This is a genomic window from Mesorhizobium sp. BH1-1-4, assembly GCF_020165665.1.
Taxonomy (GTDB): Bacteria; Pseudomonadota; Alphaproteobacteria; order Rhizobiales; family Rhizobiaceae; genus Mesorhizobium.
On record NZ_JAIUIN010000005.1, the window covers coordinates 258,683 to 280,876 of the forward strand.

Below are 22,194 nucleotides of genomic sequence, written 5' to 3' on the forward strand. Positions count from 1 at the left end.
CGGGCTGGCGGGACTTGTGATCCTCAAACCGCGGCGACAAACCCGTCCAGCACGCGTTTCTGGCCGGCCTTGTCGAAGTCGATGGTCAGCTTGTTGCCTTCGATGGCCGAGATGTTGCCGTTGCCGAATTTCTGGTGGAAGACGCGGTCGCCGACATTGAAGGGCGAGGGCGTGTCTGAGACGGATTTGGCGACCAGTTCGCCATCGATGGTGCGGCCCTTCACGCTGGTGCGGCCGGCGCCGTAGCCGGAATCGGTCTCGCCATAGCCGATGCGTTCGACCTGATGGCCCGAGCGCGTGCCCCAGTTGCGGTCGGTCGCCTCGTTGCGGTTGGCCTGCGCGCGCTGCCAGCCCGGTGTCGAATAGGTGTTGGAGAAGGCGCCGGACTTTTCCGTGTCGGCGCCGACATTGTCGAAGCGCGAGGCGCCATACGGATTCTGCCGGCCGCCACGGCCCGACGCGAATGATCCGCCGCCATAGTTGTTGCCGTAGCCGCCGTAGCTGTTGCCGGCTTCGGCGACCTCGACATGCGTCTCCGGCAGTTCCTCGAGGAAGCGCGACGGGATAGTCGATTGCCAGAGCCCGTGGATGAGGCGGTTGGAGACGAACCAGATATGCAGGTTCTTCTTGGCTCGCGTCAGGCCGACATAGGCGAGCCGCCGCTCTTCCTCGAGCCCGGAACGGCCGCCTTCGTCGAGCGCGCGCTGATGGGGAAAGAGGCCTTCCTCCCAGCCGGGCAGGAAGACCGTCTCGAATTCGAGGCCCTTGGCCGAATGCAGCGTCATAATGGAGACGGCGTCTTGCCCTGCATTCTGCTCGGCATCCATGACCAGCGCGACATGTTCGAGGAAAGAGCGCAGCGACTCGTACTGCTCCATGGAGCGGATCAGTTCCTTCAGATTCTCCAGCCGGCCGGGGGCCTCGACCGAACGGTCGTTCTTCCACATGTCGGTATAGCCGCTCTCCTCGAGAATTGTCTCGGCGAGCTCGGTGTGCGGGGTGGTTTCCAGCGCTTTCTGCCAACGCTCGAAATTGGCCGCGACCTCGCGCAAAGCGGCGCGCGGCTTCGGCTTCAACTCGTCGCTTTCGGCGAGGTTGGCGGCGGCCTCCAGCATCGGGATGCGCAGCGCGCGCGCCGTGTCGTGGATCTGGCGGATGGTCGCTTCGCCCAGCCCGCGCTTGGGCACATTGACGATGCGCTCGAAGGCGAGGTCGTCGGCGCCTTGCGCGACGACGCGGAAGAAGGCCATCGCGTCGCGGATTTCCATGCGCTCGTAGAAACGCGGGCCGCCGATGACGCGGTAGTTGAGGCCGAGCGTGGTAAAGCGCTCCTCGAAGGCGCGCATCTGGAAGGACGCGCGGACCAGGATCGCCATGTCGTTGAGATTGTGCTTCTGGCGCTGGTAGGCCTCGATGATCTCGCCGATGGCACGGGCTTCCTCCTCCGAATCCCAGGCGGCGTGGACATTGACTTTGTCGTCCTCGGGGTCGTTGCGGTCGGTGAACAACGTCTTGCCGAAGCGGCCCTCATTATGGGCGATTAGGTGGGAGGCGGCGCCCAGTATGTGCGCGGTCGAGCGGTAGTTGCGCTCCAGCCGGATGATGGTTGCGCCGGGAAAATCCTTGTCGAAGCGCAGGATATTGTCGACCTCCGCGCCGCGCCAGCCATAGATCGACTGGTCGTCATCGCCGACGCAGCAGATATTAACGGCGGACCTGTCGCGCGAGGCGCCCCCTTCTGTCCTGCCGGACATCTCCCCCACTTGCGGGGAGATTGGCTTGCCTTCGGGCCGTTGCGCCAGCAGGCGCAGCCACATGTATTGGGCTGTGTTGGTGTCCTGGTATTCGTCGACGAGGATGTATTTGAAGCGCCGGTGGTAGTCCTTCAGCACGTCGGGATTGGCGCGGAAGATGCGGATCGGGTGGCAGAGCAGGTCGCCGAAATCGCAGGCGTTGAGGGTCTGCAGCCGCTCCTGATAGGCTTTGTAGAGCTCGCGGCCCTTGCCGTTGGCGAAGCTGCGCGCATCGCCCTCGGCGATGTCGGCCGGGCCCTGGCCCTTGTTTTTCCAGCCGTCGATCATCTGGGCGAACTGTTTTGCCGGCCAGCGCTTGTCGTCCAGGCCCTCGGCCTGGATGAGCTGCTTGATCAACCGCACGACGTCGTCGGTGTCCAAAATGGTGAAGTCGGAGCGCAGCCCGGCAAGCTCGGCATGCCTGCGCAGAAGCTTCACGCCGATCGAGTGGAAGGTGCCGAGCCAAGGCATGCCCTCGACATTGCCTTCGCCGATCAGGATGCCGATGCGCTGCTTCATCTCGCGCGCGGCCTTGTTGGTGAAGGTCACCGCCAGGATCTGCGAGGGGAAGGCCCTGCCGGTCGCCAGGATGTGGGCGATGCGGGTGGTCAGTACACGGGTCTTGCCGGTGCCGGCGCCGGCCAGCACCAGAACCGGACCTTCGGTGGTTTCCACCGCCAGCCGCTGCTCAGGGTTCAGCCCTTTCAAATAGTCGGGCGCGTTGTTCTGGCCACCGCGGGCAGCCATGGCGCGCGCGGCAATGCCCGACGGGGCCGTGGGCCGCGCATCGGGTTCGTCGAAAAAGGGCATGTCTTCGGAAAAGCCGGACATCTTCCCCCCGAATGTAGTGATTCGGGAGGGAAAGACCAGAACTGTCTACGTTTTGTTCCGGTAAAGTGCCTGATACGGCCACGCGGGCCCTATGGCGGCCGGGGTTGTGAACCGACCTCGGGCGAAACGAGGTAGCCGCTGGAGGCCGATGACCCGGTGCTTGACAGGCGCGGCCGCCGGGAGAAAGCTGCGCACGGGCAGGAACGGTGCGCCGGGTTGCCCAGGGCCGCCACCATGCGCGCAACAGTCGAAGGAGTATCATCTTGGCTGTCACCATCACCTCCCTCATCCTCTTCATCATCGGCCTGGTGCTCGGCGCCGGCGGCATCTGGTTGGCCTCGCTGGGCGGCAGCTGGTACTACATCATCGTCGGCCTTGCTTTCCTGATCGCCGCCTGGCTGCTCTACCGGCGCCGTTCCACCGCGCTCTGGCTCTACGCTGCGATCGTGCTCGGCACGCTGGCCTGGGCGGTCTGGGAAACCGGTTTCGACTGGTGGGAACTCGGCCCGCGTGGCGGCATCATCGTGCTGGTGGCGCTGTGGCTGCTGACGCCGTGGGCGCGGCGCGGCCTTGCCGGTCCGGACGGTCGCGCGCCGCTGATCCTAGCCGTGCTGGCATCGCTGGCGGTGGCCGGCTATTCGATGACCACGGACCCGAAGGATATCGCCGGCGCGCTCGACACCGACAAGGTGATCCCAAACGCCAATCTCGGCGGCGACGTGCCGGCGGGCGAATGGCACTTCTATGGCCGCACCCAGTTCGGCCAGCGCTATTCGCCGCTCGACCAGATCACGACCGACAATGTCGCCAACCTGCAGCCGGCCTGGACCTATCGCACCGGCGACGTGAAGGGACCGGACGATATTGGCGAGACCACCTACCAGGTGACACCGCTCAAGATCGGCGACACGCTCTACATCTGCACGCCGCACAATTTCGCCATCGCGATCGATGCGGCGACCGGCAAGGAGAAGTGGCGCTACGATCCCAAGATCAAGCTCGACAAGGACCGCCAGCACCAGACCTGCCGCGGCGTGTCCTATTATGCCGATGCGTCCGGCGCCGCCGGCCAGCCTTGCGCGACGCGGGTCTACCTGCCGACCTCGGACGCGCGGCTGATCGCGCTCGACGCCGCCAACGGGCAGGTTTGCCCGGCCTTTGCCGAGGGCGGCACGCTCAATCTGCTGACCAACATGCCGTATCCGAAGTCGGGCTATTACTACTCGACCTCGGCGCCGCTGATCGCGGGCGGCAAGATCATCGTCGGCGGCGCGGTCAACGACAATTATTCGACGCAGGAGCCGTCCGGCGTCATCCGCGCGTATGATGCGAGCACCGGCAAGCTGCTGTGGAACTGGGATTCCGGCAATCCGGACCAGACGACGCCGCTGGCGGCCGGCCAGACCTACACCGCCAACTCGCCCAACATGTGGTCGACGCCGAGCGCCGACGAGAAGCTCGGCCTGCTCTACGTGCCGCTCGGCAACCAGACGCCGGACCAGCTCGGCATGGGCCGCAGCGCCAATGTCGAGAAATTCTCCTCCTCGATCACCGCGCTCGACCTCAACACCGGGCAGTTGAAATGGGTCCGCCAGACCGTGCACCATGACCTCTGGGACATGGACGTGCCGGCGCAGCCCAGCCTGGTCGACATCACCAAGGCCGACGGCACCGTGGTGCCTGCCCTTGTCGGGCCGACCAAGCAGGGCGACCTCTATGTGCTCGACCGGCGCACCGGCGAGCCGGTCATCCCGGTGAAGGAAGTGCCGGCGCCGGGCGGCGCCATCGAAGGCGACCACACATCGCCGACGCAGCCGGTGTCGGATCTCACCTTCATGCCGAAGCCGCTCACCGGCGCCGACATGTGGGGCATCACCATGTTCGACCAGTTGGCCTGCCGGATCGAATTCCAGGGTCTGCGCTACGAGGGCCGCTACACGCCGCCTTCCGTACAGGGCTCGCTGATCTATCCCGGCAATTTCGGTACCTTCAACTGGGGCGGGGTGGCGGTCGATCCGGTGCGGCAGGTGATGTTCGGCATGCCGACCTACCTGGCATTCAAGTCCCAACTCATTCCGCGCGATCAGGTGCCGCCGCCGGATGGGGGGCGCGGCAGCGAGCAGGGGTTGAACCGCAATGAGGGCGCGCCCTATGCGGTGGTGATGGGGCCGTTCCTGTCACCGCTCGGCATCCCCTGCCAGGCGCCGCCCTGGGGCTATGTCGCCGGCGCCGATCTCAGGACAGGACAGATCGCCTACAAGCACCGCAACGGCACCATCTACGACATGACGCCTTTGCCGCTGCCGCTGAAGGTCGGGGTGCCCGGCATCGGCGGTCCGATGATCACCGCCGGCGGCGTCGCTTTCCTCGGTGCCGCCGTTGACGATTATCTGCGCGCCTATGATTTGACGTCGGGCAAGCAGCTCTGGCGGGCCAGGTTGCCGGCGGGAGGGCAATCGACGCCGATGACCTATACGGTCGCCGACGGGCGCCAGTTCGTGGTCATCGTTGCCGGCGGCCACGGCTCGGTCGGCACCAAGCCGGGCGATTATGTGATGGCCTACGCGCTGCCGAAGTAGGCGAAGGGGGATCTGGGAGGGTGGTGGTCTGGCAGCTATGCAATTTTTCCGGCAACGTCGGCGCCGCCCCTCATCTGCCTGCCGGCATCTTCTCCCCGTATAGTGACGGGGAGAAGGAGCAGTATGTCCGACCCGGATAGATAGGTAACAGAATGGACCGATTAGATGGGTGACAGTTTTCTCGTTTGCCGGGAGGACCGGCGATGGTTTGGCGAGAGACTGTGCTCATGGATGAGCGGCTTCGTTTTGTTGTGGAATGCCTTTCTGGCGAGGAGACGATGACGCAGCTTTGCGCTGGCTTCGAGATTTCACGCAAGACGGGCTACAAATGGCTCGGACGCTACCGAGAATTCGGCCCGGAAGGCTTGCAAGATCGGCCACGTGCACCGCTTGAGCACGGCCGTGCGACGGCAGCGGCGCTGGTTGAGCGGATCGTGTTTGAGAAGGAAGTGCATCCGCTGTGGGGTCCCAAGAAGATCATGGCCCGACTGAGGCGCAGCGAGCCAGGCTGCGTCTGGCCATCGGTGTCGACGGCGGGTGAGATCCTGAAGCGGCATGGTCTTGTGGGAGGCCGGCGCAAGCGCTGGCGGGCTGTTGGCAATGGGCCGTGGCCGCAGCCAGCGGAGCCGAATGCGGTGTGGACGGCAGATCACAAAGGCTGGTTCCGGACGCGCGACGGGTGGCGCTGCGAGCCGTTGACGGTGATGGATGCGTGGAGCCGCTACCTGCTGGGGCTCGAGGCGACGGGCTCGACGGCCGACGAGGAGGCGTGGCCGGTGTTTGAGCGGCTGTTTGCCCAGCACGGTCTGCCGGATCGCATCCGAAGTGACAACGGCTCACCATTTGCGTCGAGCGGCGTCACAGGGCTGACGCCGCTTAGCGTGCGCTTCATCAAGCTCGGCATTGCGTTGGAACGCATTCGGCCAGGCAAGCCGCAGCAGAACGGGCGCCATGAGCGTTTCCATCTGACCATGCTGCCAATGGCCAACGCACCGCAGGCTGACAGGGCGGCTCAAGCCAGGGCCTTCGAGGCCTTCCGGCGCAGCTACAATGAGGAGCGTCCCCATGAGGCGCTTGGCATGGACACCCCGTCACAGCATTACCGTTCCTCGAACCGGCCCATGCCCAAGAGCGTTCCCGAACCCGACTATCCGGCCGAGGCGGCGGTGCGCGGCGTGCGCCAGAACGGCGCCGTCAAATGGCAAGGAACCGAGATCTATATCTCGGCCACCTTGGTCGGCGAACCGATCGCCATCGAGGAGACCGAGAATGGCGAATGGGCCATACGCTTCTACGCCCATCCGCTCGGCTTCATCGACAAGAAGCACATGAAACTGGTTCGCCGCAGCGCCGCGCCAACCGCACCGCTTGGCGCTGCGGCGAACGCTACATAGGGGGAGAAAACTGTTACCTATGTATCCGGTTCAATCTGTTACCCATCTATCCGCTGGACAAGTATCAGCCTTGGCGCCCTTCCTGCACATTGACAACTGGCTAACCATTGAAGGCGGCGTCCTTCTCCCCGTCACTATACGGGGAGAAGTGCCCGGCAGGGCGATGAGGGGCGGCGCCGACCGTGGCCAGTAAAAGGTCGCATGCCGAGCGGCCCTCACACTTCGATCGGCTCTCCCGCCTCAGCCGAGCCCGAGATGGCTCTTCAGGCTCGGCACCGAGCCCAGCACCTGGTTGGTCAAATCGGGGCCGGCGGCCGCCTCGGCCTGCTGGACAAGCGTCTCGCCGGCCTTCTGGATCTGCGCCATGTCGAGGCCGGAGGCCTTGAGCGCGGCGAGGCCATTGATCAGCGCGCCCGCCTTCTCGCCGAGCACGCCGCCAAGCGCGCCCTGCAGCGAGGACAGGAAGCCGCCACCGCCGCCTGCCGGGGCGGCGGCCATGACGTCATATTTCTGCGCCAGCACGTCGGCGCCCGGAATCTTGGCGAAGAAGGAGGAGGCGCTGGTGCCTTCCGCCTCGTGCTCGAGTACCGAGAAAATGGTGCCGACGACTTTTTCGGTCGTTACCTGATCGATACCGGCCTTCTGCGAGACGGTGTTCACGATGTCCTGTACGTCCATGACTTCACCTCACCCCTGGGTTTTCGTGGTTGCCGAATGGCGCTCGCGGCTGCGAACCCTGACCATGGATTTTTTTCCGGCAGCGGCGATGCTCGCGCGCAGGGACAGAATGGCAGCGACGGCCACCACGAAGGCGGTTGCCAGGATCGGTGAGGGCATCGTCATCGCTTTCGCTCCTTCAGGACCGTGGCCGCCGGATGGGGCGGCTGGTCAGTCAGTTTCCCCCACTATTGTGGCAGCGCCATCAAGATTTGTCACCGATGACAGAAACGTGATGATCCACGGACCGAGGCGGATAGCGACTTAAGGCGTCACCGAGCCGTGACTGGACGGTGCGAGGCTCGCCCCTATCTTGCCAATGGCCCAGACACCGAACCGAAGCCGAGACAGCGAGATCGAGGAAGAAAACCCCATGCCTGACCCCACCACCAAGACCGTCATCACCCAGGCGATGATCGATGCCTATGACGAATACACGCATCTGACGCTGGATCGCCGCCGCTTCATGGAGCAACTGACCAGGCTTGCCGGATCGGGTGCGGCCGCCGCCGCGATCGCGCCGATGCTGGCGGCGAATTCGGCCCAGGCGGCGATCGTGGCCGAAACCGATGCCCGCGTGAAGGGCGAGGACATCACCTATCCCGGCAGCGACGGCGAGATGAAGGGCTATCTGGTCAAGCCGGCGAACCAGGCCGGCAACCTCGGCACCGTCATCGTCATCCATGAAAACAGGGGGCTCAACCCGCATATCCGCGACGTCGCCCGGCGCGTGGCGTTGGAAGGGTTCGTGGCGCTGGCGCCCGATTTCCTGTCGCCGCTCGGCGGCACGCCCACCGACGAGGACAAGGCGCGCGATATGTTCACAAAGCTCGACCCGGCACGGACCGTGGCCAACGGCGTGGCGACGGTCGCCTTCCTGAAGGCCGACAAGGACGGCAACGGCAAGGTCGGTGCCGTCGGCTTCTGCTGGGGCGGAGGCACCGCCAACATGCTGGCCGTCAACGCGCCAGACCTTGCCGCCAGCGTCGCCTATTACGGCATGCAGCCCAAGGCCGCCGACGCGTCGAGGATCAAGGCCGCGCTGCTGTTGCATTATGCCGGTCTGGACGAGCGCACCAATGCCGGCATCGACGCCTTCAAGAAAGAACTCGACGCCGCGCATGTCGAATACACGGTCTATGTCTATGAAGGCGCCAACCATGCCTTCAACAACGACACTTCGGCCGCCCGTTATGACAAGAAAGCGGCCGATCTCGCCTGGGGCAGGACAATCGCTTTCCTCAAGCAGAAGCTGGCTTGACCGCCGTCAGCGTCCCGGCGCCCAGACAGTCTCGAAGGCGGGCGACAAGGTGAAGCCCGCCGGACGTTCCGATGTGGGCGGCGGACGCCGCACACCTTCCTGCAGATAACGCAAGGCGGAGGTCACCCCATTCGTCGTGTAGGGTTTGGCAATGACCCCGATCGCGCCGGCGAAATGGTCGGGAATACGCTTCGGGTTGGCGGTCATGAACACGACCATGGCGTTCTTCCTGCCGTCGATATATTCGGCGACGTCGATGCCGGTCGGGCCGTCGGTGAGGTGGATGTCGACAAAGGCGATATCGGCCCGCGTGGAATCGATCATGGCCCTCGCTTCGGCGAGCGATGTTGCCCAGCCAACGACGCTGTGGCCGGCGTCCTCCACCAGGCTTTCCAACTCCATGGCCAGCAGCGCCTCGTCCTCGACGATCAGGATCTTTAGTGAGTCGGTCATGACAGGTTCCCCTTATGCTGTGGTCCATTGGGCATCGAAATGACAACGCGGGTGCCGGGACCGGCATCGCGCCATTCGATGTCGGCACGCAATTGGCGGGCAAGCGACTTGATCAGCCGCATGCCGAAGGAGGCGTCGCCATTGGCGCCAGCCATCCCGACGCCGTCATCCGAGACCTCGATGTTCAAATGGCCGTCCGGCTGGCTCATCTTGATGCCGATGCTGCCCGATTTCGTGCCGTCGGGCCTTTCCTTGAAGGCATGCTTGAGCGCGTTGGTGACGAGTTCGTTGACCATCAGCGCCACCGGCGTCGCCTTCTCGGCCGGGACCACGATGGGCTCGAGTTCGAGTGTCGGATTGATTTCCGAACGTCCCGAAGCAGTCAGCAGGTCGGAGATGAGATCCCTGGCGAAGTCCGAGACATCGAACTTGCTGACATCCTTGGACTGGTAGAGCCGGCGATGCACGGTGCTGAGCGCCTCGATGCGCTCCAGCATGGTGCCCAGCGAGCGCTTCAGATTTTCGTCGCTGACTGTCCGGCTCTGCATCAGGATGAGCGAGGAGATCATCTGCAGATTGTTCTTAACGCGATGATCGACTTCATGCAGAAGCGTGGTCTGCGCCTCGAGCGCCGCTTCGAGTTCGGCGGTGCGTTCCTTGACGGCCTTCTCGAAGCGTTCCTTGTCCGCGGTTATGCGGTGTTCGGAGCGCTTGCGGTCGGAAACGTCGAGCTGGGAGGCAAAAAAGAACTGCACTTCGCCTTTGTCATTGGAGACCGGGCTGATGTAGAGCGCATTCCAGAAACTCGAGCCGTCCTTGCGGTAGTTCAGGATATCGACGCTGAGATCGGTCTCGTCCGCGATCGCGGCGCGTATCTGTGCGACCGCGGCCTTTTCGGTTTTCGGTCCCTGCAGGAAGCGGCAGTTCCTGCCGAGAACTTCATGACGCTCATAGCCTGTCATGCGAAGGAAGGCGTCGTTGGCGAAGACAATCGGATTGTCCTGCCGGCGCGGGTCCGTGATGATCATCGACATGCGTGTGGCGCGGATGGCTGCGGCGAAGGGATCACCCTTACCCTGTTCTGCATGAAGGTCGTCGGTCATGTGCCATGCGTCGGCCGGTTCCCTGGTCCTTTTCGTGTCCATCGCGTCGCTCCAAGCCATTTTTTCGTGGGGGACAACGGCTCGAACGCGGATTTGGTTCAATCTCGGTCCGCCTGTCGCAGTTCGTCGCAGGCGGGGAACCAAGGGAAGCTTTTTGCAACCTGCTGGGACGAAAGGGATTTCTCGGCTAGCCGGCGGAGGCCGGCCTGTGAAGCGCGACGCCGGCCACGACCAGCGCGATGCCGAGGCAATCGGCTTGGGCGGGGATCTGGCGCAGCACGAGGATGCCGATCAGCGTCGCGGTGACCGGCAGCAGCGACAGCATCAGCGCGAAGCTCGCGCGCGGCAAACGCGCCATGGCAAGCTGGTCGCAGACATAGGGGATCACCGAAGAACAGATGCCGACGCCGATGGCGGCGACGAGCAGCGGCGGCGAGAAAAAGGCCGGCAACGCGTCGGTCAGGCCGATCGGCAGCACGACGACGAAGGCGACCGCCATGGCGGCACCCAGGCCGGCGATGCCGTCGCCGGCGCCCGCGCGGGCGATACGGTGGCCAAGCACGATGTAACCGACAAAGAGCGCGCCGTTGAGGAAAGCCCAGAACAGCCCGACGGGGTCCCTTGCCCATTTGACGTCGATCAACAGCAAGGTGCCGGTGACGGCGATGGCAAGAGCGGCCAGATTGCGGGCGCTCCTGAGGCCGGCAAGCGCAATGCCGATGGTGCCGACGAATTCGATCGCCGCCACTAGTGAGATCGGCAAGCGGTCAAGCGCCAGGTAGAATGAGCAGTTCATTACCGCCAGGCAAGCGCCGAAGGCAATGAGCAGAAGCCGCGTGCGAATATCGGCGCGGGCGAAGGTTCGCCAGGGGCGGGTCAGCGGCGCGAAGATCAGCGCCGCTGTGGCGATGCGCAGCCATGCCATGCCGAGCACGCCGACATGCGGGAACAGCAGCACGGCGAAGGCCGGACCGAGATAGTGGAAGACGGCACTGACGCCGAACCAGACATGCGGCGGCAATCTTGTCGCCAGCCCGGCGAGCACAGGACCGGCGAGCACAGGACCGGCAAGGGCAGGGCTGGAAGGCGGGGCTTGCGTCTGCTCATTCATGAGATCAGTATCGCAGCCGGTTTTGCCGATTTACATGGATGATGGTCGGTGCATCCGATCATTTATTTCCCAGAAGCAAGGAGTTTTGCCTGAAACGCCTTCGAAGCAAAAATATTGACCTCGACGCGGCCGACATGAAGATCCTGTGCCTGCTGGAAAAGGATGCGCGCGCCAGCACGGCGGAGCTTGCGCGCTCGGTCGGCCTGTCGGCGCCGAGCGTGGCAGAGCGGATCAAGCGGCTGCAGGAGAACGGCGTGATCGAGGCCTATTGCGTCAAGATCAACCCCGCAGCACTTGGCCTGAAACTGTCGGCCTGGCTGCGCATCCGGCCGGTGCCGGGGCAGTTGGCTGTCGTGGCCGAGATCATTCGTGACCTGCCGGAGATCGCGCGATGCGACCGGGTCACCGGCGAGGACTGTTTCATCGCGCTGGCGCATGTCGCCTCGGTGGCCGAACTCGAACGGGTGATCGACCGCATCATTCCCTACGCGATGACCAACACCGCGATCATCCAGTCGTCACCGGTGGTGGCGCGCTCGCCGCTGGGCGTTCTCAAGCGGCAGGTTTGATCTCGGCGAGATGTTTGCTGGAGATGTCGCGCTGCCAGCAACGTCGCCGCCATTTCCGCAACGATTGGCGAAATCTTGGGCGGAAGCGTCTTTCTCCCCGTCACTATACGGGGAGAAATGCCCGGCAGGGCTATGAGGGGCAGCGCTGACTGTCGGGATGGACAACTGGTCGAATCGCTTGCCTCACGCATGCCCGCGCTTCAGGCGGGCGCGCTTCAGGATGCTGCGCCAGCGGATCATGTCGAACGGGATCGGTTCGTTGTTGTTGGCGATGTGAAAAATCTCGTTGTCGACATTCTTGAGCGAACGCCAGAAATCATAGTCAGATATGCGCGGATCGGCGGCCAGCCTGTCCACCTCGACCTTGATGTCGGTTTTCATGCACGTCCCTCGAACCGGCTTCGCCCCGCCGCCCGTAAACAACCCTGATGCGGACGTTTTCGACCGCTCCGCTGAGTCGTTCAACGGCTCAAATGGCTTGTTCCCGTTAAAACCTCGGTAAGGTTAACGCGGGTGTGGGGCCTCTTCAAGCACGCGTGCCGGCCGATGCGAAGGTCCGGCGATTTTGGATCGAGGGTGTGGCTTTGAGGCCAAAGCCCGGTTGTTGTTGGTCAGCCCTGCTTGCGCTTGATGCCGATCGAGCGGCCAGCGCGCTCGGGCATGGGCAGCACCGAATGCGCCGCGCGCATGGCTTCGATCCTGGCCAGCACATCGGCCGGGAAGGGCGCCACCTTCGGCCCCGACATGTCGACATGGAGCGACAAGGTCTCGGACGTGGCGGCGAGCCAGCCATCGACATGGCGGATTTCCTGATAGGCCCTGAGCCGCTTCTCGTCATGGTCGATGAGCTGGAAGGAAACCGTGACCTTGTGGTCCAGATGCAGCTCCCTGACGTAACAGACATGAACTTCGGCGGTGTAGATGGTGAGCCGCCGCTCTTTCACATAGTCCAGCCCCATGCCCATCGCCTCAAAGGCCTCGTCCGAGCAGCGGTCGAACAGCACGTTGTAATAGGCCATGTTGAGATGGCCGTTGTAGTCGATCCAGTCCTTCTCGATGTCCATGGGCCTGGAGACGAAGGGGGCGGGGATGGACATTGAAACTTCCTTGTTCTGGTGCTGGACAGAGCGTGGCTGCGGAGACTTTTCTGTTCTGACGCAATTCCGGACGTAAAACCGCTTCACACTTTTCCTGGAATTGCTTTAGGCATCCATAGCTGCATAACAAGCATGGGCGCTGGTCCATTCGCGGAGGAATTCATGGCTCTGAGCGACCTCAATCCGGTCGAACGCAACGAGGAAGGCATCGCGGCGGTGCTCGGCATCCTCAAGCAGCGGCTCGGCGAGCGGTTCCAGACCGGCCAGGCCGTCCGCGCGCAGCACGCGCACACCACCACCTATATCCCGACGCAGGCGCCGGACGGCGTCGCTTTCCCGGAGACGACGGCCGAGGTGCAGGAGATCGTGCGCGCCTGCGCGGCGCACCGCGTGCCCGTCATCGCGTTTGGCGTCGGTTCCTCGCTCGAAGGCCACACCAACGCGCCCGGGGGCGGCATCTCGGTCGACACGTCGCGGATGAATCGCATTCTTTCGGTCAATCCGCAGGATCTGGATTGCACCGTCGAACCTGGCGTGACGCGCGAGGACCTGAACCGGCATCTGCGCGACACCGGCCTGTTCTTCCCGATCGACCCGGGCGCCAACGCTTCGCTCGGCGGCATGGCGGCGACGCGGGCCTCCGGCACCAATGCGGTGCGCTACGGCACGATGCGCGAGAACGTGCTGTCGCTGACCGCCGTCATGGCCGATGGCGAGACGGTGACGACCGGCAAGCGGGCGAAGAAGAGCTCGGCCGGTTACGATCTGACGCGGCTGCTGGTCGGCTCGGAAGGCACGCTCGGCATCATCACCGCGCTGACCTTGAAGCTGCAAGGCATTCCGCAGGCGATCTCGGGCGGCGTCTGTCCGTTTCCGAGCGTCGAGGCGGCCTGCAACGCTGTGATCGCGACGATCCAGATGGGCATCCCGGTGGCGCGCATCGAACTGGTCAACGCGCTGCAGATGCGGGCGATGAAGACTTATTCCAAGCTCGATTATCCCGAGAGCCCATGCCTGTTCGTCGAGTTCCACGGCAGCGATGCGGGCGTTGCCGAACAGGCCGAGACTTTCGGCATGATCGCGGACGAAAATGGCGGCGGGCCGTTCCTGTGGACCAGCGTCGCCGAGGAGCGCACCAAACTGTGGAAGGCCAGGCATGACGCCTACTGGGCGTCGCTGACCTTGCGGCCGGGCGCCAAGGGCCTATCGACCGATGTCTGCGTGCCGATCTCGCGCTTTGCCGAATGCGTCACCGAGACGGAGGCCGACATCGCCGAGATGGGGCTGATCGCGCCGATCGTCGGTCACGCCGGCGACGGCAATTTCCATGTGCTGGTGCTGATGGACGTCAACGATCCCAAGGAAATCGCGCTGTCGGAGAAATTCGTCGCGCGGCTCAACATGCGGGCGATCGCCATGGAGGGCACCTGCACCGGCGAGCATGGCATCGGCCAGGGCAAGATCGGTTTCCTGCGCCATGAACTCGGCCACGGCGTCGACATCATGCGCACGATCAAACAGGCGCTCGACCCGCGAAACATCATGAACCCGGGCAAGATATTGCCCGACATGGACTAAGGGCATCTCGAAGAGCGCGTCTTGACCGCGCCGCCATTCGGGTCGAGGCTCCTCAAGTGGCAAGCCCGGAAAGACAGGCGTGCCGGCTGAGGAGGACTGTCATGGCCATTTCACGCAAGGAAGAAGCGCGCGCTCTCAGCGCCGATGAAAAGGAACTGGTGGAGAAGTCGCACCATCCGGCGGTGCAAGAGCTGTCGGACGCCGACCTTTCCGGGCTGGTCAAGCTGTTGCGGGAACGGCGCGACAAGGCGCAGACCGAGGCGCATCGCCGGCGGCGCGAGATACGCGGCAAAGGCGCGGCAAAGGGCGCTACGCCCTCGAAGGCCGACGGCGGCTCGCAAGTGAAGCTCGCGGTGCTGGCGATGGCGATGCGGCGGCTTAACGGCGAGGCCGAGAGGCGCCGCCAACTGGCGGCCCGCATTTCGCTGGTCGACAATGCGCGCAAGGCGCTGGCCCTGAAGCAGAAAGCCCCGGACGGTCTCTCGCACAATTCGCGCACGGCGCACAAAGGCATGCGGACCGTGGCCAACCAGAAGGTTGCAAGCCTGGTTCGACCGGCGGAACTCGGCCGGCAGCGCAAGGCGGCCAAGGTGGCGCAAACCAAGCGCGACGCACGCTGAGCTCTGGCGGGCGGCCGGCCAGCCGCGGTTCTACCGCGCAGCGGCAAATCTTCTCTTACTTCGCCTGGACAAGCGTCTGCAGCATCGGGCGCGTCGGCGCGAAGAAGGTGGTGCCGGTGTGCGGCGTGGAGACATCGAGCAGCCGGTCGTAGGCGCCCGGCGGGTCGCCGACATACATGCGCCGCAGCATTTTTTCGGTGACCCAGAGATATCTGGAATAGCCGATGAAATAGGTGCCGAACTCGTTCTGCCCGGGCCTGCCGAACGGCATGTTGTCGCGCAAAATGTCGTACTCGTTGCCGTCGGCATCCTCAATGGTGGCGAGCGACTTGTGCGATTTGCGCGGTGCGTCGTCATCGTCGATTTCGATGTTGTCGATCTTGGTACGGCCGATGATCGCCTCCTGCTCGGGCGTGGGAATGCGCGCCCAGGCCTGCATGTCGTGCAGATATTTCTGCACCACGACATAGCTGCCGCCGGCAAAGTCGGCATCCTCGTCGCCGACCAGCGCAGAGGCGGGCAAATCGAGGCCGGTAGGGTTGGCGGTGCCATCGACGAAGCCGAGCAGGTCGCGGGCATCGAAATAGCGGAAACCGGTCACTTCATCGACGACGCTCACGCCGGGACCAAGCCTGTCGAGCAGGATGCGCTCGAATTCGAAGCACATGTCGGGCCGCTCGGCGCGGATGTGGAAGAGCAGGTCTCCCGGTGTCGTTGGCGCCGAATGGACCGCGCCTTTGATCGGCGCGAACGGTTTCAGCTCCAGCGGCCGCCGGCCTGGGCTCAGGCGGTCCCAGAGATCGCTTCCGATGCCGGCGATGCAGGACAGGCGCCCGCCGAGGTCGCGGAAGCCGACGTTCTTGACCAGGTCGTCGAGCTCGCCGAGCACGGAACAAACCTTGGCCAGGGCGGGCTGATCGCCGGCGACGGTGGCAACAAGGAAAATCGCCGATTGCGAAAGCGGCGCGTCGACGCTCTGCGCATCGATCGGCACGCGGTCCCAGTTCTTGCCCGACATCCAAAAATCTCCGCTTTTTCGAGGATTTGTTTCAGATCGTCCGGGATGACGCAACAGCGGATGAATTGCCTCTTTATCGACACGCGGATGCGGGTAGAGTGCGGCGGAATTGCAATCAACCTGTTCGGAGCTGATGCTCGCACGCCTGTTCGTGATCTTCGGTGGCCTGTTCGTGCTGGTGCTGCTTGCGGCGCTGGTGGTGCCGTATTTTGTCGACTGGACCGGCTACCGCGCCGAGTTCGAGCGCGAGGCAAGCGCCATACTCGGCCGCAAGGTCACCGTGCAGGGCGACGCCACGGCAAGGCTGCTGCCGTTCCCCTCGGTGACCTTTTCCAACGTCGCCGTGGCCGGCGGTCCCGACGGCCAGCCGGCCATGACGGTCGAGACGTTTTCGATGGACGCCGAACTCGCACCCTTCCTGCGCGGCGAGGTGCTGATCTTCGACATGCGGCTGGTGCGGCCGAGGGCGACCATAGACATCGCAGCCGACGGGACCGTCGACTGGGCGATGCGCCCGTCCTCGCCGTTCGACCCCGGCCAGGTCTCGATCGAGAAGCTGACGGTGACGGAGGGGCAGATCGAACTGCGCCATGAAGCCGGCGGCCGCAGCCATATCTTTTCCGAGATCAACTCGACCATTTCGGCCAAGTCGCTGGCCGGCCCATGGCGCATGGACGGCACGCTGCGCCTGGACGGATTGCGCACCAATGTCACGGCGTCGACCGGCAAGGCCGAGCCCTCCGGGCAGTTGCGGCTGCGGCTGAAGGCCGACCCCGATGCCTATCCGCTGGTCATCGAGACTGACGGCAATGCCGGCATCGTCAACGGCGCGGCGGTCTATTCCGGCCAGTTCAAGATTTCGGGTGCGGACAAGGATAGTACAGGCCAAAATTCAGCCGAGCTGCGCGGCACGGATGGCGAGACGGTGAAGGTCAGCGCCGGCAAGCCCGATCCGGGCTTCCGGCTGAACGGCAAGTTCTCGCTCGACCACCAGAAGCTTGGCGTCGATGAATTCCGTTTCGAGACCGGTCCGCTCGACAATCCCTACACCGCCGACGGCAAGGCCTCGGTAGATCTCGGCCAGAAGCCGAGTTTTGCCATCGAGGCCAATGGCGCGCAGGTGCAGTTCGACGAGGCGGTGGGCGCCCAGGCTGGTGCCGGCCTGACGCTCGACCAGCGCATAGCGGGGCTGGAACAGGCGCTGCTCGACCTGCCGAAGCCGACCATTCCCGGCACGGTCGAGGTCAAGCTGCCGGCGGTGGTGGCCGGCGACACCACGGTGCGCGATGTCCATCTTTCCGCCGAGCCGGTCGATGACGGCTGGTTGGTGAAATCGCTCGCCGCGACCTTGCCCGGCCGCACCAAGCTGGAAGCCGACGGCAAGGTCATGCTCAACGTGCAGAGCCATTTCGGCTTCACCGGCTCGTTGTTGCTGGCGGTGGCGCAACCTTCAGGTTTCGCGGCGTGGCTGTCGAAGGATGTCGACGAGGCGATCCGCCGTCTGCCCGCCGCCGGCTTCAAGGCCAAGGTGGACCTTTCAGCCAACCATCAGTCCTTCAGCGATCTCGAATTGATCCTCGGCAAGGCGAAGTTTTCCGGCCGCATCGATTCCAGCCAGCCCGACGACGCCAGGCCCTCGGTGCTGATGCGGCTCGAGGGCGGCGATCTCGATGTCGACGGGCTGGCGGCCTTCGCCTCGATCTTCGTCAGCGACAAGGGCGCCAATCGCTTCGCCGACCGCGACCTCGATTTCCAGATCAAGGCCGGGCCGGTCAGCGCCGGCGGCTTGACCGCCGACACGGTCGATACCGCGCTCAGGCTGCGGGATGGGCTGGTCGAAATCGACCGGCTGTCGGTCGGGGGACTGGCTGGCGCCTCGATCAGCGCCACCGGCCGGATCAAGGATTTCCCGGCGAGCCCGACCGGCAAGCTCGACGCCTCGGTGGTCGCAGTCGACCTGAAACCGCTGATCGATGTCGCGGCACGGCATTATCCTGACAATGTCGTGCTGAAGGGGCTAGCAGGCCGCGCCGCCGCTTATCCCGACCTTTTCCAGGATGCGCGCATCGACCTCGTGGCCAGTGCCGCCGACAATGGCGACGGCACCACGGGCCTGGCGGTGAGCGGGCAAGGCAAGGCCGGCGGCTCGGCCTTTTCCGCCTCGTTGTCGGGGAAGGGCGCCGTGGACAAGCTAGCCGACGCCCCGGTTACGCTGACTTTCAATGCCAAAAACCCGGACGCCACCGCCTTGCTGGCGCTCTACGGTCTGCCGGCGCTGCCACTCGGCATGCTGGGGGAGGCAAGCACCGACATCCAGGCCAAGGGCACGTTTGGCGGCGGCCTGACGACAAGCTTCAGCCTTGCCGGCAACGACTTCAAGGCCGGCTTCGAGGGGACGGTCGCCGACACGCCACAAGGTCCGATGGCCAAGGGCAAGGTCAACCTCGACGCCTCCGACATCGAGCCATGGCTGATGACGACGGGCATCGGCCTGCCCGGCATGGGGGCGGGCATGTCGACATCGCTGGCCGCGCAAGCCGATTACGGCAACGGCCTGCTGGTGCTCTCCGGGCTCAGTGGCGCCATCAACGAGGCGGCCGTGTCCGGCGACATCAATCTCGATGTGAAGCCGGGCGTGGACGGCAAGGACGGCGTGCCGCATCTGGCCGGCGCGCTGGCGCTCGACGAACTCGACCTCGATCCGATGGCGGTGGCGCTGTTTGGCGATTCCGCTTTTCTCCTGGACAAGAACGGGGCCGACAAGAGCGACAATACCGACAAGAGTGACAGGCCCGGCGTTTGGCCGTCGGCGCCGTTCAGCCAGAAGTCCAGCCTGCCGTTCACCGCCGATCTCGACCTGACCACGGCGTCGCTGGCCGCCGGCCCGTTCGCCACCGCCTATGACGCGGCCTTCTCGCTTAAACTCGACCCGGAAGGCATTCGAGTGGCCGATCTCAAGGCCAAGTTCCTCGGCGGGGCGCTGACCGGCCTGTTCGAGTTGAAGAACAATGAGGGCACGGGGCTTTTCACGGGGCAGATGAAACTGGCGGGCGCCGATCTGGCGGACGTGTTGCCGGATGCGGGCATCGGCGGCACCAGCGATTTTTCGACGACGCTGTCGACCAGCGGCAAGTCGGTCGACGCCATGGTCGCCGCCCTGTCGGGATCCGGCACGGCGACGCTGAAGGGTTTGCAAATCGCCGGCGTCAATCCCGATGCCTTCAGCGCCTTCCTCGCCAAGGCGGATGCGATCGGCCGCGACATCGACGCCGCCAAGACCGCCGGCTTCGCGCCCGGCATCGCCGCCGACGGCAGCTTTAAGGCAAAGGACGCCGAGGTCGCCTTCACGATTGCCGGCGGCACGCTCAGGGCGCCGCCGATCAGCCTTGAAAATCCGGCGGCGACCTTGTCGGCCGACATCACGGCCGACCTCAACGCCAGCACGGTTTCGGCCAAGGGCGCGGTCACCTATCGGCCCGGCGACGAAGCGCTGGTCGGCTCCGAACCGGCCGTGAATTTCACCGCCGAGGGGCCGTTCGGCGCCGTCAAACGACAGTTCGACAGCGAGCCGCTGGCGCAGTTCCTGACCCAGCGCGCGCTGGAAAAAGAACAGCAGCGCGTCGAGGCGATGCAGGCCGCGCTGCTCGAGAAACAACGGTTGCGGCGCGAGGTACGCTACTACGCGGCACTTCAGGATGCCCGCGACAAGGCCGCTGAGGAACTGCGCCAACGGGAGGAAGCGGCGCGCCTGCAAGCCGAGGCCGACGCCAAGGCGAAGGCGGAAGCCGACGCTCGGGCACAGGCCGAAGCGGAGGCTAAAGCAAAGGCCGAGGCGGAAGCAAAGGCCAAGGCGGACGCGGACGCGAAGGCCAAGGCCGATGCCGAGGCCAAGGCCGCGGCGGAACAGCAGGCAGCCGACGAGGCGGCCAAGGCGCAGGCCGAGCAGGAGCGCCAGAAGGCGGAGGAGGCGATGCGCAGCGCCTCCCAGGAAAAAGCCAGGCTCGAAGCCGAGCGCAAGGCGGCGCAGCAGGCGCCCAAGGCCGAGCCTGCGCCGGCCAACGACAATCCGGCTCCGGCCAAGCCGAAAGCCAATCCCTTCACGGTCGACAATCTGTTGAAGTCGCTGCAGTAGCTGGCCCTACAAGGACAGCCTTTCCGGTTTCGGGCGCCCGCGCACGCAATCTTGGAACGCTGCCTTGGCAAGCCGGCTAAGTACAGTCTCAGGAATGATTTGTCTCCCGCAAGTAAAAATACCCGTAGAGCAGAGTTCATGTCCATTTAAAACCGAGAGTATTGGGAGTACTCTATAACTTGCCGGCCGCGCCGAAGTGCGTGGCGGGGAAGGCAGGGGTGGGGTGGAAAATGAGAAATCATCAGGCAAACAAAGGACTTACGGTCAATGCAGTGGCTGGATCTCACGTCGTCATTCTCGGCCTGAACATTACCGATGCGATGCGTCAAGGTCTTCGCGGTTTTGGCATCAAGCGTGCCGACAAGTCGGAAGGCGAATCTTACTGGATGTCCGGCGCGAAGGTTTTTGAAAGCGTTGTGCCGCATCCGGCCGCAGGAGGACAATACTCCAGTTTGTTTCATCCGTTCCAGAGCTTCCAATGGGCGGACTATAGTGCCAAGCCCGCTCACAACTACGTTTACACGATCGTCGCGATGTATGGTGACCCGAGAGCACTTGAGCAGCGTGTTTCAGTCGATGTCGAAGTCACCACCGAGCCGATCGTCGGCGCCAAGCACACGATCAACTTCAATCGCGGTTCACCCGCAACGCAGGAATATGCCCGTCGTTTTCAAAACAAGATGCCAAAGGATGTCGGGCCGGCTGCCTATGACTGGCTTTCGCGCGGCCTTATCGAGAGTATCATCGCGTTCATTCAACGCGCCACGGGTAACGGCTTTGCCCTGAGAGGAGCGTTCTACGAATTCCAATGGCCGACAGTGCTCAACGAACTGCGAGCGGCAAAGGCCCGCGGTGTCGATGTCTCCGTGGTTTTCGATGATATCGACAACGCGACGGGACCACACACGAAAAACGAAACCGCGATTGGCGCCAGCAAGATAAAGTCGATCACCGTGCCTCGCACCAAAGGCACTTTGATGCACAACAAGTTCCTGGTGCTGACGGAGAATGGGGTATCCCAGGCTGTGCTGTTCGGTTCGACAAATCTTACCGAAAACGGCCTGTTCGGACACGCGAACTGCACACATGTCACCGAGAACAAGGACATCGCGGACAAGTACCTCGCCTTCTACGAAAAGCTCAGAACCGACCCGGAGACCTCCAGCGGCAGCCCCTACAAAACCTGGACGATCGACCAGACGCCGGCTCCGGCGACGACATTCGTGGAGGGGATGGCGCCGGTCTTTTCCCCTCGCGCAAATCTCGACGCGATGGATTGGTACGGAGAGCTCGCCGGGAGCGCCAAGGATGCGCTTTTCATGACGTTCGCATTCGGCATGAACGAGACCTTTCGCGATGTCTACGGAAAGGACGACGCCGTGCTACGCTTCGGCCTCATGGAAAAGGAGTGGAACGGCAAAAACAAGGAAGCCCAGATCGCGGCCATCCGCAAGCTTCAGGCGCGAACCAACGTTGTCGTGGCCATCGGCAATCGGATCACGCTCAACAATTTCGACCAGTGGCTGAAAGAGCTGGATCGCATCACCAATCCCGTCAATGTTCACTGGATTCACCTGAAATTCATGCTGGTCGACCCCTTGTCGGACGAGCCTGTCGTGGTGACCGGCTCGGCCAATTTCAGCGAGGCGAGCACAAAAACCAACGACGAGAATATGCTCGTCATCAAGGGCGATACCCGGGTCGCCGACATCTATCTGGGAGAGTATATGCGGCTCTATTCCCACTACGCTTTCCGCGAGGCTGTCCAGATATTCCTGCAGAAAAATCCAGACGCCAAGCCCGAGGATATGAAGCAGGGCTTTCTGATCGAAAAGGAAGACTGGACCACTTCCTATTTCGATCCTCAGGACAGGAGCGCTCGCATGGCTCGGCGATTGTATTTCGCGGGCTGAGCATACGTTCGGCGGGCCTGCAGCG

Annotated in this window: 17 protein-coding genes; 8 read left to right on the plus strand and 9 right to left on the minus strand. The window is 63.9% G+C overall.

Features of this window, described 5'->3' with window-relative positions; translation table 11 throughout:
• Positions 1-23: 23 nt before the first annotated feature.
• A complete protein-coding gene (locus LB569_RS12375) occupies positions 24-2,624 on the minus strand; it encodes an ATP-dependent helicase (RefSeq protein WP_224692485.1) in 2,601 nt (866 codons plus the stop codon).
• A gap of 263 nt (positions 2,625-2,887) precedes the next feature.
• Here LB569_RS12375 and LB569_RS12380 point away from each other — a divergent pair, with 263 nt between their 5' ends.
• Both LB569_RS12380 and LB569_RS12385 read left to right on the plus strand, forming a co-directional pair.
• Complete coding sequence (locus tag LB569_RS12380) at positions 2,888-5,203, plus strand: glucose/quinate/shikimate family membrane-bound PQQ-dependent dehydrogenase (RefSeq protein ID WP_224692487.1); 2,316 nt, start codon at positions 2,888-2,890, stop codon at positions 5,201-5,203.
• A gap of 203 nt (positions 5,204-5,406) precedes the next feature.
• Entirely contained in the window at positions 5,407-6,597 is a 1,191-nt protein-coding gene (locus LB569_RS12385; protein WP_224692489.1) for an integrase core domain-containing protein, read from the plus strand.
• Positions 6,598-6,837: 240 nt separating this feature from the next.
• Here the strand turns inward: LB569_RS12385 and LB569_RS12390 are convergent, their stop codons facing one another.
• Together LB569_RS12390 and LB569_RS12395 are read right to left on the minus strand one after the other, a co-directional pair.
• On the minus strand, positions 6,838-7,275 hold the full coding sequence (locus LB569_RS12390) for a hypothetical protein (RefSeq protein WP_224692491.1): 438 nt from the start codon (positions 7,273-7,275) through the stop codon (positions 6,838-6,840).
• Between the two features lie 9 nt (positions 7,276-7,284).
• Positions 7,285-7,440 carry a hypothetical protein gene (locus LB569_RS12395; RefSeq protein ID WP_181173550.1) on the minus strand — a complete coding sequence of 52 codons (156 nt, stop codon included), beginning with the start codon at positions 7,438-7,440 and terminating at the stop codon, positions 7,285-7,287.
• 247 nt (positions 7,441-7,687) lie between these two features.
• Between LB569_RS12395 and LB569_RS12400 the strand changes: the two genes are divergently transcribed.
• The gene (locus LB569_RS12400; RefSeq protein WP_224692493.1) at positions 7,688-8,575 is read left to right on the plus strand and encodes a dienelactone hydrolase family protein; all 888 of its coding nucleotides are present in this window, start codon (positions 7,688-7,690) and stop codon (positions 8,573-8,575) included.
• Positions 8,576-8,581: 6 nt separating this feature from the next.
• Here the strand turns inward: LB569_RS12400 and LB569_RS12405 are convergent, their stop codons facing one another.
• The 3 genes from LB569_RS12405 to LB569_RS12415 all read right to left on the minus strand — a co-directional run bounded on the left by LB569_RS12405 (position 8,582) and on the right by LB569_RS12415 (position 11,242).
• Positions 8,582-9,028 carry a response regulator gene (locus tag LB569_RS12405; protein ID WP_140701871.1) on the minus strand — a complete coding sequence of 149 codons (447 nt, stop codon included), beginning with the start codon at positions 9,026-9,028 and terminating at the stop codon, positions 8,582-8,584.
• Positions 9,025-10,173, minus strand: a complete 1,149-nt coding sequence (locus LB569_RS12410; protein WP_140701870.1) for a histidine kinase dimerization/phosphoacceptor domain -containing protein — start codon at positions 10,171-10,173, stop codon at positions 9,025-9,027. Before LB569_RS12410 ends, LB569_RS12405 begins: the two co-directional genes overlap by 4 nt.
• Positions 10,174-10,318: 145 nt before the next feature.
• Complete coding sequence (locus LB569_RS12415; RefSeq protein WP_224692494.1) at positions 10,319-11,242, minus strand: EamA family transporter; 924 nt, start codon at positions 11,240-11,242, stop codon at positions 10,319-10,321.
• An 89-nt stretch (positions 11,243-11,331) separates the two neighbouring features.
• On the opposite strand from LB569_RS12415, the gene LB569_RS12420 reads away from it, so the two are divergent.
• Positions 11,332-11,811, plus strand: coding sequence for an Lrp/AsnC family transcriptional regulator (locus LB569_RS12420; protein ID WP_224692600.1), 480 nt, complete (start codon positions 11,332-11,334; stop codon positions 11,809-11,811).
• Between the two features lie 183 nt (positions 11,812-11,994).
• On the opposite strand, the gene LB569_RS12425 is transcribed toward LB569_RS12420, so the two are convergent.
• Positions 11,995-12,192, minus strand: coding sequence for a hypothetical protein (locus tag LB569_RS12425; protein ID WP_015317249.1), 198 nt, complete (start codon positions 12,190-12,192; stop codon positions 11,995-11,997).
• A 230-nt stretch (positions 12,193-12,422) separates the two neighbouring features.
• Positions 12,423-12,908: a thioesterase family protein gene (locus LB569_RS12430; protein ID WP_140701868.1), complete on the minus strand. Its 486-nt coding sequence runs from the start codon at positions 12,906-12,908 to the stop codon at positions 12,423-12,425.
• Positions 12,909-13,070: 162 nt separating this feature from the next.
• On the opposite strand from LB569_RS12430, the gene LB569_RS12435 reads away from it, so the two are divergent.
• Both LB569_RS12435 and LB569_RS12440 read left to right on the plus strand, forming a co-directional pair.
• Entirely contained in the window at positions 13,071-14,486 is a 1,416-nt protein-coding gene (locus LB569_RS12435) for an FAD-binding oxidoreductase (protein WP_224692498.1), read from the plus strand.
• Positions 14,487-14,587: 101 nt separating this feature from the next.
• Positions 14,588-15,106, plus strand: coding sequence for a hypothetical protein (locus LB569_RS12440; RefSeq protein ID WP_224692500.1), 519 nt, complete (start codon positions 14,588-14,590; stop codon positions 15,104-15,106).
• 55 nt (positions 15,107-15,161) lie between these two features.
• Here LB569_RS12440 and LB569_RS12445 read toward each other — a convergent pair whose 3' ends face one another.
• A complete protein-coding gene (locus LB569_RS12445) occupies positions 15,162-16,124 on the minus strand; it encodes a Dyp-type peroxidase (RefSeq protein ID WP_224692501.1) in 963 nt (320 codons plus the stop codon).
• A 133-nt stretch (positions 16,125-16,257) separates the two neighbouring features.
• On the opposite strand from LB569_RS12445, the gene LB569_RS12450 reads away from it, so the two are divergent.
• On the plus strand, positions 16,258-20,256 hold the full coding sequence (locus LB569_RS12450) for an AsmA-like C-terminal region-containing protein (RefSeq protein WP_224692502.1): 3,999 nt from the start codon (positions 16,258-16,260) through the stop codon (positions 20,254-20,256).
• 230 nt (positions 20,257-20,486) lie between these two features.
• Positions 20,487-22,169: a phospholipase D-like domain-containing protein gene (locus LB569_RS12455; protein WP_224692503.1), complete on the plus strand. Its 1,683-nt coding sequence runs from the start codon at positions 20,487-20,489 to the stop codon at positions 22,167-22,169.
• The last annotated feature ends 25 nt before the right edge of the window (positions 22,170-22,194 follow it).

What these genes read in the sequence shown, in the direction of transcription:
- LB569_RS12375 (WP_224692485.1), bottom strand. Translation starts at nt 2,624, where the DNA reads ATGTCCGGCTTTTCCGAAGACATGCCCTTTTTCGACGAACCCGATGCG.
- LB569_RS12435 (WP_224692498.1), top strand. Translation starts at nt 13,071, where the DNA reads ATGGCTCTGAGCGACCTCAATCCGGTCGAACGCAACGAGGAAGGCATC.
- LB569_RS12455 (WP_224692503.1), top strand. Translation starts at nt 20,487, where the DNA reads ATGAGAAATCATCAGGCAAACAAAGGACTTACGGTCAATGCAGTGGCT.
- LB569_RS12415 (WP_224692494.1), bottom strand. Translation starts at nt 11,242, where the DNA reads ATGAATGAGCAGACGCAAGCCCCGCCTTCCAGCCCTGCCCTTGCCGGT.
- LB569_RS12430 (WP_140701868.1), bottom strand. Translation starts at nt 12,908, where the DNA reads ATGTCCATCCCCGCCCCCTTCGTCTCCAGGCCCATGGACATCGAGAAG.
- LB569_RS12450 (WP_224692502.1), top strand. Translation starts at nt 16,258, where the DNA reads ATGCTCGCACGCCTGTTCGTGATCTTCGGTGGCCTGTTCGTGCTGGTG.
- LB569_RS12445 (WP_224692501.1), bottom strand. Translation starts at nt 16,124, where the DNA reads ATGTCGGGCAAGAACTGGGACCGCGTGCCGATCGATGCGCAGAGCGTC.
- LB569_RS12390 (WP_224692491.1), bottom strand. Translation starts at nt 7,275, where the DNA reads ATGGACGTACAGGACATCGTGAACACCGTCTCGCAGAAGGCCGGTATC.
- LB569_RS12395 (WP_181173550.1), bottom strand. Translation starts at nt 7,440, where the DNA reads ATGACGATGCCCTCACCGATCCTGGCAACCGCCTTCGTGGTGGCCGTC.
- LB569_RS12385 (WP_224692489.1), top strand. Translation starts at nt 5,407, where the DNA reads ATGGTTTGGCGAGAGACTGTGCTCATGGATGAGCGGCTTCGTTTTGTT.
- LB569_RS12410 (WP_140701870.1), bottom strand. Translation starts at nt 10,173, where the DNA reads ATGGACACGAAAAGGACCAGGGAACCGGCCGACGCATGGCACATGACC.
- LB569_RS12405 (WP_140701871.1), bottom strand. Translation starts at nt 9,028, where the DNA reads ATGACCGACTCACTAAAGATCCTGATCGTCGAGGACGAGGCGCTGCTG.
- LB569_RS12400 (WP_224692493.1), top strand. Translation starts at nt 7,688, where the DNA reads ATGCCTGACCCCACCACCAAGACCGTCATCACCCAGGCGATGATCGAT.
- LB569_RS12425 (WP_015317249.1), bottom strand. Translation starts at nt 12,192, where the DNA reads ATGAAAACCGACATCAAGGTCGAGGTGGACAGGCTGGCCGCCGATCCG.
- LB569_RS12440 (WP_224692500.1), top strand. Translation starts at nt 14,588, where the DNA reads ATGGCCATTTCACGCAAGGAAGAAGCGCGCGCTCTCAGCGCCGATGAA.